General features: G+C 71.5%; 9 protein-coding genes. 3 read left to right on the forward strand and 6 right to left on the reverse strand.

The genetic code is table 11. The features are described 5' to 3' along the window. Positions 1–7: 7 nt before the first annotated feature. Positions 8–1,141, reverse strand: a complete 1,134-nt coding sequence (locus FNH24_RS01860) for an NAD(P)/FAD-dependent oxidoreductase (RefSeq protein WP_152360411.1) — start codon at positions 1,139–1,141, stop codon at positions 8–10. Positions 1,142–1,171: 30 nt separating this feature from the next. Continuing rightward, positions 1,172–1,768 carry a DM13 domain-containing protein gene (locus FNH24_RS01865; RefSeq protein WP_152360412.1) on the reverse strand — a complete coding sequence of 199 codons (597 nt, stop codon included), beginning with the start codon at positions 1,766–1,768 and terminating at the stop codon, positions 1,172–1,174. A 216-nt stretch (positions 1,769–1,984) separates the two neighbouring features. Here FNH24_RS01865 and FNH24_RS01870 point away from each other — a divergent pair, with 216 nt between their 5' ends. The 3 genes from FNH24_RS01870 (at position 1,985) to FNH24_RS01880 (ending at position 4,800) form a co-directional block, all read left to right on the forward strand. Beyond that, positions 1,985–2,485, forward strand: coding sequence for a single-stranded DNA-binding protein (locus FNH24_RS01870; RefSeq protein WP_161605951.1), 501 nt, complete (start codon positions 1,985–1,987; stop codon positions 2,483–2,485). A 157-nt stretch (positions 2,486–2,642) separates the two neighbouring features. Next, positions 2,643–4,325 carry an energy-dependent translational throttle protein EttA gene (gene ettA / locus FNH24_RS01875; RefSeq protein WP_152360414.1) on the forward strand — a complete coding sequence of 561 codons (1,683 nt, stop codon included), beginning with the start codon at positions 2,643–2,645 and terminating at the stop codon, positions 4,323–4,325. Positions 4,326–4,344: 19 nt separating this feature from the next. Beyond that, positions 4,345–4,800 carry a hypothetical protein gene (locus tag FNH24_RS01880; RefSeq protein ID WP_152360415.1) on the forward strand — a complete coding sequence of 152 codons (456 nt, stop codon included), beginning with the start codon at positions 4,345–4,347 and terminating at the stop codon, positions 4,798–4,800. A 930-nt stretch (positions 4,801–5,730) separates the two neighbouring features. Here FNH24_RS01880 and FNH24_RS01885 read toward each other — a convergent pair. The 4 genes from FNH24_RS01885 to FNH24_RS01900 are packed head-to-tail and all read right to left on the reverse strand — an operon-like array spanning position 5,731 to position 13,021. Beyond that, positions 5,731–7,527 (reverse strand): vWA domain-containing protein, encoded by a 1,797-nt coding sequence (locus FNH24_RS01885; protein WP_152360416.1) that lies wholly within the window; start codon positions 7,525–7,527, stop codon positions 5,731–5,733. Further along, entirely contained in the window at positions 7,524–8,963 is a 1,440-nt protein-coding gene (locus FNH24_RS01890) for a sigma 54-interacting transcriptional regulator (RefSeq protein WP_152360417.1), read from the reverse strand. The genes FNH24_RS01885 and FNH24_RS01890 overlap by 4 nt, the downstream gene beginning before the upstream one ends. A gap of 18 nt (positions 8,964–8,981) precedes the next feature. Beyond that, entirely contained in the window at positions 8,982–10,106 is a 1,125-nt protein-coding gene (locus FNH24_RS01895) for an alcohol dehydrogenase catalytic domain-containing protein (RefSeq protein ID WP_152360418.1), read from the reverse strand. A gap of 2 nt (positions 10,107–10,108) precedes the next feature. After that, the gene (locus FNH24_RS01900; RefSeq protein WP_425486869.1) at positions 10,109–13,021 is read right to left on the reverse strand and encodes an FAD-binding and (Fe-S)-binding domain-containing protein; all 2,913 of its coding nucleotides are present in this window, start codon (positions 13,019–13,021) and stop codon (positions 10,109–10,111) included. Positions 13,022–13,026 lie beyond the last annotated feature (5 nt).

Here is a 13,026-nt window from a genome sequence, read left to right on the forward strand (position 1 = left end):
GCCGCGGTCACTGACTGCCGGTCTGTCGCGGCGCGGTCGCCGTCGGGCGCTGCTCACGGAAACGATCCGGTCGGTACGGTGCCAGCTCCGGCACCGGCTCGCCGAGGATCTCCCGGGCCGCCAACTCGCCGAGCAGCGGGGCCAGGGTGACGCCGCTGTGGCTGGCGAGCAGATAGAGCCGGTGGTCCGGATCGGCGAACCCGGCGATCGGCAGGCCGTCGGCGGGCAGTGAGCGTTGGCCGACCCGAACGGTGATCGCGACCTCGGCCGCCGGCAGCAGCTCGGCCAGCCGGCGGGCCAGTTCGGGCCGGATCCGGTCCGGGGCCGGCTGCGCGGGGTCGGCCGAGTCGTCCAGCTCGAGCGCCTGGAGCAGCAACCCGCCGCCCCGGGCCGGCCGCACGCTGATCGCCGAGGTCATGATCACTCTGTCCGGCCGCCGGGGCAGTGGTGCGGTCTCGGCCAGATAGCCGACCGCCGCGTTCCCCGCCGCGGGTTCGATCATGGGGATCGGGACGCCTGCGGTGGCGGCCAGCGCTCCGGTCCAGCGTCCGGCGCAGACCGCGACGACGTCGAAATCCTCCGTGCCGGTGTCGAGCCGGAGCCGCGGCCCGTCGATCCCGCGGACCCGCTCGCCGGACCGAAGCCGGGCACCTCGCTCGGCCGCGGCGGCCAGTTGGATCTTGATCAACCGGTCCGGCCAGCAGTGGCCCTCGGTCGGAAACCAGGCGACCGCGTCGATGTCGGCCGGGATCATGATCATCGGCTCCAGCGCCCGGGCCTGCTCCGGGCTGATCCACTCGGCCGGATAGTCGTCCGCGGTGAGCCGGTGCACCCGGGTGTCGAGTCGCTCGGCATGAGCCGGCTCGGTGGCGAACTCCAGCCGTCCGTTCGGTACGAACGCGTCGGCACCACGGGCCAACATCCGGTGGTGTGCGGCCAACCCGGCCGCGTTGAGCGCGTGGTAATCGGCCGGGTGCTTGTTGCTCGAGTTGACCCAGGCGAAGGACAGGCCCGAGGTGCCGCTGCCGGGTTCGCCGGACTCGAAGAGCGTCACGGCCGCGTCGCGGCCGGCCAGCTCGGCCGCGACGGCGGTGCCGATCACGCCGGCGCCGATCACCGCGACCCGTGGTCTCGCGGCCATGGATCCTCCTCGGATTCCGGTCAGTCAGGATCAGAGGTCGACCGGTGCGGTCCCGAACGCGACGTCGAACCGGTCGCACCAGATCACCACCGAGGTCAGCCCGTCCAGCTCCGCGTCCTCGGGGATCACGTAGTTCTGGTTGCCACGGTTGGCCTTGAGCGCGCCCAGCTTCACATACCGGCCGTCGTCGTAGGAACCCCACTCGCCACCGCTGGGCTGGTCGGTGATCCAGACGTGCAGGTCCGGCCCGTCGGAGGTGTCCAGGTCTTCCAGCCGCAGCACCCGCCGCCCGTCGGCCAGCTGCCGCAGCACGGCCGAGCCGGAGGTGCCGTGCTCGGCGTCCTCGAACGTGCCCCGCGCCAGCACCCGGTCCCGCTGCTTCGGGCTCGGGGTCGGCCGCGCCGACGGGCTGCGGTCCGGGTCGGGCTTCGGGGTCGGCGTACGGTCGTCGCCCGGAGTCGGCTCAGGGCTCGCCGGATCGGCCGCCGGCGCTGACGGCACCGTGCCCGGGTCCGCCTCGTCGACGGTGCTCGAAGTGAACAGCCGCCACGGCTGAAACAGCCACAACCCCGCGACCAGGGCCAGCACCACGACCACGGCCGCCACGGGAAGGAGAATGCGTCGCATCGTCCCAGCATGGCTGGCCGCGGCGGCCGCCGGGCCGCTCGCCGGGCCCGGCCGGCCTTACCGATCGGTGACGTTTCTCGGGTTCGGGCGTTGTCCACAGCTAGGCTCGGGCGAATCCGCTTGTCCACAGATTTTCGACGAGGCGAACGATTCCGGGCGGCCTCGCCATCCTCCTTCGTGAGATGTCCGAACGGACCAGGAGAGAGGGAAGAGCAGATGGATACCTATGTCAGCATGACCGGGTGGGTCGGCGGCGCCGTCGAATATCGGTGCCTGACCTCGCCCGATCGCAGCTACACCACGCACCATGCGTCGTTCCGGCTGGCCGCGACCCCGCGGGTCAGGCGGGGCGGCGTCTGGATCGACGGCGTGACCAACTGGATCACCGTGGTCTGCTTCCGCGCACTGGCCCAGAACGTCGGATCGAGCGTCAGCAAGGGCGACCCCGTGCACGTCTGGGGCAAGCTGCGCCGAGAGACCTGGGAGCGGGACGGCGAGACCAACGAGCGCACGGTGATCGAAGCGGTGACGGTCGGCCACGACCTGGCCCGAGGCACCAGCATGTTCAAGAAGACCGAGCGCAACCAGCCGTACGAGGAGGCCGACATGGGCGACCTGATCGAGACGGTGGAGCGATCCGACGGAGCTGAGGACGACCTCGACGGCGCCGAGCCGGCATCGGCCGAGGCGTCGGCGGATCGGCTGGCCATGGCTTGATCGCTTCGGGGCGCGAGGGTCGCGGTGCGGTTTCATCGTGACCCTCGAGCCGATGGTGGCGGGTCCGGGTCGGGCGGGATCACGGTTGTGGCGGCCGCTGGCATACTTGGCGGTTGCACACCCACAGAAGTCCCAATCGTGAAGGCATGCGCATTCCATGGCTGAGTACGTTTACTCGTTGCACAACGTCCGCAAGACCCTCGGTGAGAAGCTCATCCTGGACAACGTCACCCTCGACTTCCTGCCGGCCGCGAAGATCGGCGTCGTCGGCCCGAACGGTGCCGGCAAGTCGACCCTGCTGAAGGTGATGGCGGGGCTGGAGCACACCAACAACGGTGAGGCGCGGCTGGCCAAGGAGGCCACCGTCGGCATCCTGCTGCAGGAGCCGCCGCTGACCGAGGGCAAGACCGTCCTGGAAAACATCGAGGAAGCGGTCGCCGAGACCAAGGCGCTGTCTCGCCGGTACAACGAGGTGGCCGAGGCGATGGCCGACCCGGATGCCGACTACGACGCGCTGCTGGCCGAGATGGGTGAGCTGCAGACGGAGCTGGATCGCCGCGACGCGTGGGAGGTGGACTCGCAGCTCGAGCAGGCGATGGACGCACTGCGCTGCCCGCCCGGTGACGCCGACGTCAGCATCCTGTCCGGTGGCGAGCGGCGCCGGGTGGCGTTGTGCAAGCTGCTGCTGCAACAGCCCGACCTGCTGTTGCTGGACGAGCCGACCAACCACCTGGACGCCGAGTCGGTGCACTGGCTGGAGGGCCACCTGAAGACCTATCCGGGCGCCGTCCTCGCGGTGACCCACGATCGGTACTTCCTGGACAACGTCGCGGAGTGGATCCTCGAGATCGACCGGGGCAAGACGCACCCGTACGAGGGCAACTACTCGACCTACCTGGAGACCAAGCGGTCCCGGCTGCAGTTGGAGGGTCGCAAGGACGCCAAGCGGGCCAAGATCCTGGAGCGCGAGCTGGAGTGGGTCCGGTCCAACCCGAAGGCTCGGCAGGCCAAGAACCGGGCCCGACTGGCCCGTTACGAGGAGCTCGCGTCCGAGGCGGAGCGCACCCGCAAGCTCGACTTCGAGGAGATCAACGTCCCGCCGGGCCCGCGGCTGGGCAACGTGGTGCTCGAGGTCGACAAGCTGGTCAAGGGGTATGGTGACCGGCAGCTCTTCGACGGGTTGTCCTTCTCGCTGCCCCGGGCCGGCATCGTCGGTGTCGTCGGGCCCAACGGCGTCGGCAAGTCGACGCTGTTCCGGATGATCGTCGGCGAGGAGACTCCGGAGGGCGGCTCGCTGAAGCTGGGCGAGACGGTCAAGGTGTCCTACGTCGACCAGAGCCGGTCCGGCCTGGACCCGAAGCGGAACGTCTGGGAGGTCGTCTCCGACGGTCTTGATCACATCAAGGTCGCCAGCTTCGAGATGCCGTCCCGGGCCTATGTCGCCTCGTTCGGCTTCAAGGGCCCGGATCAGCAGAAGCCGTCCGGGGTGTTGTCCGGCGGTGAGCGGAACCGGCTGAACCTGGCGCTGACGCTCAAGATCGGCGGCAACCTGCTGCTGCTCGACGAGCCGACCAACGACCTGGACGTGGAGACCCTGCAGTCGCTGGAGGACGCGCTGCTGGAGTTCCCCGGCTGCGCCGTGGTGATCTCCCACGACCGGTGGTTCCTGGACCGGGTGGCGACGCACATCCTGGCCTGGGAGGGGACCGAGGAGCAGGAGGCCTCCTGGTTCTGGTTCGAGGGCAACTTCGCCGACTACGAGGCCAACAAGATCGAGCGCCTCGGCGCCGAGGCCGCCCGGCCGCACCGGACCACCCACCGGCGACTGACCCGGTCCTGATCCGGGTACGGGGCCGGTCATGGTTGACGCCAAGGACAAGGAGCTGCCGTCGCCGGCCCATCAAGCGCCCGAGGGTGTCGATGATCAGACGGTGACGGCGGTCGGCAAGCTCACCGAGGCCCTGGAGACCTGCGAGCGCGCCCGCGGTCAGCTGTACGCGTTCCACCAGCTCACCGGCTCGGCCGACATCAAGCTCGGCGAGGCCCTGACCGAGTTGCGCGAGGCCGGTCACGCCGACCTGGCGGACCGGATCGAGTCCGACCTGTGGGGCCGCAACGTGCTGCCCGGCCGCTGGACCTTCCAGATCGTCGAGGAGTACGACGACGGCTACTGGTCGGTCTTCCGCGCCTACGAGCAGGAGGCGCGCGATCAGCTGCTGGCCGGCCGGCGCCACGTCTACGAAGCCCGACTGAAGCAGCAGGAGCGGACCATCGGCCGCCCGGGCCACGAGGCGACCCCGGACGAACTCACCTGAGCCCTCGGTCCGCGGAGCGGATCCCGATCTGGCCGGGGATCTGTTTGTTCGTTCCCTGAGCTTGTCGAAGGGCGTGGGGCGGTGATCGGGCCCGGCTCTTCGACAGGCTCCTTCTCAGGTGGGAGCGTCCGTTCCCTGAGCCCGTCGAAGCATGTCCTGAGCTTGTCGAAGGGGGCAAGCCAGGAGATACCTCCCCCCGGGATCGCGGCCTACCGGCCGAAAGACGCACCAAGAGCGGATGGGTTTGGACTGTCGGCGGGGCTTACGGCCGACCGCCGGTTCGGCCCGAGTGTTCGATGCTTTTCGTCGAGCGGTCACTTCGGGCACGGACTTCCCTCGGATCCACCAATCGGCGCGGTCACCCGGCTTCGCGCCCCTTACTCGCGCTTCGCAACCGTTATAGGTGGGGCGAAGCCGCACAAAGTGGCGCGAAGCCGTCTACGAGGCCCGACTGAAGCAGGACGAGCGGCCCATCGGCCGCCCGGGCCACCAGGCCACCCAGACGAACTCACCTGATCCCCTCCGCCCTTCCTCGCCGACGCGACTGTTCTCGGCCGGCGCGAAGGCTGTGGGAGTCGTGGGGACCGATAGCGGTCGCGGCCGCGGTGCGGATGCCGAGCTGGCCGGCGTCTGTTGGTCCGTTCCCTGGGCCTGTCGAAGCATGTCCTGAGCCTGTCGAAGGGGGCAAGCCAGGAGATACCTCCCCCCGGGATTGCGGCCTACCGGCCGAAAGACGCACCAAGAGCGGATGGGTTTGGACTGTCGGCGGGGCTTACGGCCTACCGCCGGTTCGGCCCGAGTGTTCGATGCTTTCGTCGAGTGGTCACTTCGGGCACGGACTTCCCTCGACGCGACTGTTCTCGGCCGGCGCGAAGGCTGTGGGGGTCGCGGGGACCGATAGCGGTCGCGGCGCGGAGCGGATGCCGGATCTCAGTCGCCGGCCAGGTGGTTGATCAGCGCCTCGGCGGTCCGGCGGGTCGCGAGGGTGATCCGATCGCCGGGGCGTGCGCTCGGCGGAGGCGGCGGGATCGCGGCTACGGTCCAGCCCGTTTGTCGGGCCAGGCGGTCCAGCGGGCGTCGGTCCAGGGTGCGGTCACCGGTGAGGATCATGATCGCGGCTCGCTCGGCGCCGGTGCGGGCCACGGCGCGGCGGATCGCGGCGACCCAGGGACCGGGATCGAGCGCAGATCCGGCTGGGGAGTTGGCGGACGCCTCGGGTCGGAGCTCGTCCGGCCTGGGCGACGGGGCGCGGCTACCGGGTCGGCCGGTGGGGGCGACGGATCGCGGGCCCCGGTGGAGGTTCGCCAGGTCGGTGGGGCTCAGGACTCTGGGGCTGCCGTGCTCGTCGATGATCAGGACCTCCGTCCGGATGGTGCGACCCAGCCGGTGCAGGAGACCGTGAACAGTGAGAGCGACAGCCTGCCCGGCGACGCCGGTGATCGGATCGGCCGAGGCGCCGTCGATGATCAGCACGATCGCCTCGGGGTCGTCCTGATCATGCTCGCCGGCCGCCGCGAGTCGCCGCCGGAGCTCCGGGGTGAGGGCCCGGCGGAGGGCGGCGGCGGGGAGCCGGCGGCGGGCGCGCAGCGCGGTGCCGCGGTCGCCGAGGAGGGGACGGGCGATCCGACGGAGGCGCGCGAGGTCGGTCTCGGCCCGGTGGCCGAGGAGGCGGGCGACGGCGTCCTCGTCGAGGTCATCGAGGCCGGCGCCGGGGTAGTCCTGAGCCAGCCCGTGCTCGAGTTGATCAAGGTCGGCGATCTCGGCGATCGGGTCGATCAGATCGGCACCCAGATAGCCGGCCGTTACGTGGCGGTCGGCGAGCCGCTTGTCGGGGTGGTGCGGATCATCGTGGTGGGGCAGGTCGTCGCGGTGGTGCAGGGCGTCGGGGTGGTGCAGGGCGTCGGGGTGGGGCAGGTGGTCCGGGCGGTGCAGGCCGTCGAGTTGCCGGTGGAGCAGGTCGATCAGGCCGGTCAGCCGCGGCTCGGATTCGATCAAGGTCCGCCAGGCGGCCGACAGTCGATCCCGGTCCCGCTCGTCGAGGGTGGACAGCAACCGATGGTGCGCCGATCGCCGCCAGGCGAGCTCGTCGACCATCCGGTCGAAGGTCCGCTCGGCCGGCGGGTGGTTCGTGATCATGGTCAGCAGTGGCCCGAGCAACGGCTCGCCGTCCTCGGACAGCGGCACGTCGGAGTCCGGCCGGTCGCGCCATCCCGGGGCGATCAGCGCGGCACACCGTTCGATCGCGGCGACCATGGCGGTTAACGCGGCCCGACCGAGCCGGCTCCAGCGCGCGATGGCGCGATCGACGAGGACCTGGTGGACGGAGGCGGTGATCACGGCGCGGGCTCCGGCGAAGATCTCCGCCGCCGCGGCCGAACGCCAGCGACGATGGGCCAACAGTTGGTACGCCAGCGCCGCCGAACCGGGCCGGTGACGCAGCTCGGCCTCCTCGAACCGGGCCAGATCATCGGGATCGGCGAACAGCACCCGCTGCTCCAGCCGTGCCGCCTCCTCAACCGTTGCCGCCACGCGCTCCAGCACCGGATCCACCGCCAGCACCTGATCGATCACGGCCCGCCGCCGGGCGGCGACCGGCTGGAGACCGCGCAGGCCGACGACGCCGGCCGGTTCGTGGCCGTCCATGATCAGCGTGGCGACGGCGTCGTCGGCCGGGACGCCGTCCAGGATCAGCTCGGCGACCAGATCGAGCGGGGCCGGCGAGCTCACGGGCCGGCTTCGCTCGCCGACCGGTAGGTGATCGTCGTCTGCTCCCGGTGCCGGGTGACCTGACCCTCCGTGATCAACCCCTCCAGGACGAACTCGACCGCGCCCGCGGCCAGCCCCGGTGTCTCCGCGCCGTCGCCGATGCCGAGTTGCTGCAACAACTGCGAGAACTGCGGCACGGTGCCGAGTTGATCAAGGACCTCGCGGGAGGACCGGTCGGGTCCGGTGGCCAGGCTGACTCCGTGGCCGAACCGGGCCGCGATGATCGAGGTCTCCTGTTCGGTCAGCCGGGTCCGGCAGGTCTGGGCGATCGCCTCGTCGAGCAACCCGGCCAGCAGCCGCCGCTCGTGCTCCGGATCCCCTTCGGCTGAACGGATCCGGGCAAGGCCGGCCGAGATCAGGGTGCTCAGGTCAGCCGGCCGGACGATCGCGTCCTCGCGATGCAGCGAGGCCCGGCGGGCCGCCGAACCGCCCAGCGTCTCCAGCGCGCCGATCCCGTACCGCACGCTCGCCGCGGCCTCGGGTTCGAAGTCCGGCGTCGCCCGGACCGCCCGGGCGAACCGGGCCACGATCTCGATCAGATAGCCGGGCACCTGCGGGATGAACAGGTTGGAGTCGCGCGGGCCGAGCACGGCGCTGCGGCGCAGGATCTCGATCTCGTCGGCGAGGGTCGGCGGATAGTGGGTCGTGATCACCCCGGCGAACCGATCCCGCAACGGCGCGACCACCCGGCCGTACTCCTGATAGTCGCGCCGGTCCGCGGCCGCGACGACGAGGGTGTCCAGCGGCAACAGGGTGGCTCCGCCACGGGCCGTGATCTCGCCGTCGGACAGCACCCGCGCCAGCACCGCCTGCGCCCGGGGCGGCAGGGCCGCCAGATCGTCGAGGACGACGATGCCGCGGTTCATCGCCGGCAGCAGGCCGTGGCCGAGCTGCGGTTCATGATCACCGATCAGATCGGCCGCGGTGATGTCCGCGGTGCAACTGAGCTCGGCCAGCCGGACGTCCCGGTTGATCCAGTCCACCGGGGTCTCGTCGCCGTGCTCGGCGATCAGTGAGTGCGCCCAGGCGCTCTGCGGCCGCATCGGGTGCTCGTGCAGGACGCTGCCGTCGATCACCGGAGTCCAGACATCGAGCAGTTCCCGCAGCCCCCGCAGCAGGGTCGATTTACCCTGGCCCCGATCTCCGAGCGCGACCACGTGGTGCAGCGCGAACAGCGTCCGCTCCAGGTCGGGCAGCACGGTGTCGTCGAAGCCGACCACCGTCGAGACGCTGGGCCGGCCCATGCTCAGCCTGGCGACGAGGTTTTCCCGGATCTCGGTCCGGACACTGTGGTAGCGGTAGCCGGCGCCGCGCAGCGCGCCGAGCGTGGTCCGCCCCGGCGGAACCTCATGACCCCCGGGCGTCCCGTACTCGTCCACCCCATAGGACTCGTCCATGCCCCGAACGCTACTGGGTCAGGCCGGATCGAACATGATCACCTGACGGATGGCGTGGCCGTCGGCGAGCTCGTCCAGGGCCGTGTTGATGTCGGCGAGCTCGATCCGGGAGGAGATCAGCGACTCGACCGGCAGCCGCCCGTCCCGCCAGAGCTGGGCGTAGCGCGGGATGTCGCGGGCCGGGACGGCCGAGCCGAGATAGCTGCCGGTGATGGTCCGGGCCTCGGCGGTGAGCCCGAGCGGGGTGATCGTCGCCTGCGCCGTCGGGGCCGGCAGCCCGACGGTCACGGTGGTGCCGCCGGCGCCGGTCAGCGCGACGGCGGTCTCGAAGGCGCGGGCGTTGCCGGCGGCCTCGATCACCACCGGCGCCTTCAGCCCGAGTTCGAGGGCCTGGTCGGGCGGATGGACGGCGTCGGCGCCGAGCCGGCTCGCGTACTCCAGCTTGTCCGGTACGGCATCGACGCCGATCACCTGGCCCAGTCCGAGCGACTTGGCGGTGATCAAGGCGGCCATCCCGACCCCGCCGAGCCCGACCACGATCACCGAGTCGCCCGCTCGGGGCCGGCCGGCGTTGATCACCGCGCCGCCGCCGGTGATCATGGCGCAGCCGAGCACGGCGGCGACATCCGGCGGGACGTCGTCATCGACCGGCACCATCGAACGCCGGTTGATCACCGCATGGGTGGCGAAGCCGGACACCCCCAGATGGTGGTTGACCGCGGTGCCGGCCCGGCGCAGCCGGAGTCCGCCGCCGAGCAGCGTCCCGGCGTTGTTGGCCGCCGAGCCGGTCGTGCACGGCAGCCGGCCGTCGGTAGCGCAGCCGGCGCAGTCCTCGCAGCGTGGCAGGAACGCCATCACCACGCGTTGCCCCGGCTGGAGATCATCGACCCCGGGCCCGCACTCGACGACCCGGCCAGCAGCCTCGTGGCCGAGGAGCATCGGCGTCGGCCGGGGCCGGTTGCCGTCGACCACGGAGAGATCGGAGTGGCAGAGCCCGGCGGCCTCGATCCGGACCAGGACCTCGCCCGGCCCGGGCGGATCGAGCTCCAGCTCGACGATCGCCAGCGGAGCGGAATCCCGGTACGGCCGGGGTAGGCCGCTCTGCTGCAGCACCGCACCCTGGATGATCAGTGGCTTCGGCATGATCAAGTTCTCCTCGGGACGTCCTCGTGCGGGACCGGTTTGGGGGCGTCGGCGGCCAGCGGGTCGGTCCGGCCGGTGCTGTCCGGGGTGATCGCCGCGCGGCCGACCGGTGCCGGCGGGTTGATCAACAGCTCGGCCAGGGTGATCGCGGTCCGGTCGGCGAGCTCGGCCAGCTGGGTGCGGCAGGAGAAGCCGTCGGCCAGCACCAGGGCGTCCGGGTGGGCGGCGACAGCGGGCAGCAGGTCGTGCTCGGCCACGGCGACCGACACCTCGTAATGCCCTTGTTCGACGCCGAAGTTGCCGGCCAGACCGCAGCAGCCGCCGACCGTGGTGATGCCGGCGCCGGTCGAGGCGAGCAGCGCGGCGTCGGCCTGCCAGCCGATGATCGACGCGTGGTGGCAGTGCGGCTGCGCCACCAACTCGACGCCGGTCAGATCGGGCGGGGTCCAACCATCGGTGCGCCGCAGCAGCTCGGCCAGGGTCAGCACCCCGGCCGCCACCTCCGGCACCCGTGGATCGTCCGGCAGCAACTCCGGCGCGTCGCTGCGCCAGACCGCGAGGCAGGACGGCTCCATCCCGACCACCGGCACCCCGGCGGCGATCTCCGGATGCAGCACGTCGAGGGCCTGCCGGAGTTGGCGGCGCGCGCCGTCGAGCTGACCGGTGCTGATCCAGGTCAACCCGCAACAGGCGTTCCGGGCCAGCAGCCGCGGTGCGTAGCCGGCGGCGCGCAGCACTTCCACCATGGCGTCGGCGCCGCCGCCGGTGAAGCAGTCGGAGAACGAGTCGACCCAGACGATCACCGGCTTGCCGGTGCCGCCGACAGTGCGCCGGATCCGCTTCCGGGCCGACCGGCCGGCGAACCGCGGCAGTTGCCGGCGCTGGTCGACCCCGGCGCTCCACTTGATCACCGAGCGCAGTCCCGGCAGCGACATCGCGGCGTTGATCACGCCGGCCAGCGCGCCGAGCCTGGTGATCAACCGGCCCCAGCGGGGCAGCCAGCCCAGTGCGTAGTGGCTGCGCGGTCGCAGCCGACCGCGGTAGCTGTGATCAAGGACCTGGGCCTTGTACGCCGCCATGTCGATCCCGGTCGGGCAGTCCCGGGCACAGCCCTTGCAGGACAGGCACAGGTCGAGCGCCTCGTGCACCTCCGGCGACCGCCAGCCCCCGTCGACCAGGTCGCCGTTGATCATCTCCTGCAGCACCCGGGCCCGGCCGCGGGTGGAGTCCTTCTCGTCCCGGGTCGCCTGGTAGGACGGGCACATCACGCCGAGCCCGGGGGTGCCGTCGGCCAGGCACTTGCCGACGCCGGTGCAGTGGTGCACCGCTTCGGTGAAGTGATCATTCCGGCCGACGATCGCCAGTGTCCGCAGATCGGCGTCGACCGGCCGCGGATCGACCAGCACGCCCGGGTTGAGCCGGTTGTCCGGGTCGAAGATCGACTTCACCCGGCCGAACAGCTTGATCGCCTGCGGGGAATACATCGCCGGCAGCAAGGCCGACCGGGCCCGGCCGTCGCCGTGCTCGCCGGACATCGACCCGCCATAGCCGGCAACCAGGTCGGCCGCGGCCTCGACGAAGGCCCGGTACGTTGCCGCCCCGCCGGTATCGGTCAGCGGGAAGTCGATGCGGATGTGCACGCAGCCGTCGCCGAAGTGCCCGTACGGCAGACCGTCGAGGTGATGATCACGGAGCAGGGCGTCGAAGTCGCGCAGGTAGCTGCCGAGCTTCTCCGGCGGCACCGCGGCGTCCTCCCAGCCGGCGTAGGCCGGCCGGCTCAGGCTGACCCCGGCCAGCCCGGCGCCGTCCTCGCGGATCTTCCACAGTGTCGTCGCCCGGGCCGGATCGTCGACGACGAAGCCGTCCAAGGCAGCGGCGGCGGCCAGGGCGGCGTCGGCCCGGGACCGCAGCTCGGCCGGGTCATCGCCGACCAGCTCGACCAGCATCCAGCCGTCGCCGCGGGGCAACGGCGGCACTGCGGCGTCGCCCTTGGCCCGGCGGACCACGTCCACGATCCGCCGATCCAGGCCCTCACAGGCCGTCGGCCGATGCTCCAAGATCAGCGGGGTGGCGTCGGCGGCGTCGGCCATGCTCGGATAGCCGAGCGCGATCATGATCTTGTGCGGGGCGTCGGCGACCAGCCGTACGGTCGCGCCGAGGATGATCGCCAACGTGCCCTCGGTGCCGGCCAGGAAGCGCGGCACGTCGAACTTACGTTCCGGCAGCAGGTGCTCCAGGCTGTAGCCCGACACCTGCCGGCCGAACCGGCCGAACTCGGTCCGGATCGCGCCGAGGTGATCACCGACCAGACCGCGCAGCGCGGTCAGCGTGGGGGAGGAACCGGAATCGAGGCCCGGCCCCACCTGAAGCCGCTCGCCGGATCCGGTGATCAGATCCAGCCCGATCACGTTGTCGGCCGTCTTGCCGTAGCCCAGCGCCCGCGGACCGCAGGCGTTGTTGCCGATCATGCCGCCGATCGTGCACCGGGTGTGGGTCGACGGATCAGGCCCGAACCGCAGCCCGTGCGGCGCCGCGGCGGCCTGCAGCGAGGCCTGGACCACCCCCGGCTCGACGGTCGCCGTCCGGGCCTCCGGGTCGATCGCGGTGATCTTGGTGAGATGCCGGGCGGTGTCCATGATCAGGCCCGGGCCGACCGCGTTGCCGGCGCAGGACGTCCCCGCCCCCCGGGTGGTCACCGGCACCCCGGCGGTCCGCGCCGCCGCGACCGCCGCCAGCGCCTCCTCGATCGACCGCGGCCGCGCGACGGCCTGCGGCACGACCCGATAGAGCGAGGCATCGGAGGAGTACAGCGCCCGGGTCAGCGAACTGTCGTCGTAGCTCTCGGCGATGCCGAGCCGGCGGAACTGCTCGGCCAGCTCACGATGCGCTGCCACCAGGTCGGTCGGCGTACTCACCCGTC

Origin of the sequence: Microlunatus speluncae (assembly GCF_009299835.1) — a bacterium.
In the GTDB taxonomy this organism is placed as follows: Bacteria; Actinomycetota; Actinomycetes; order Propionibacteriales; family Propionibacteriaceae; genus Microlunatus; species Microlunatus speluncae.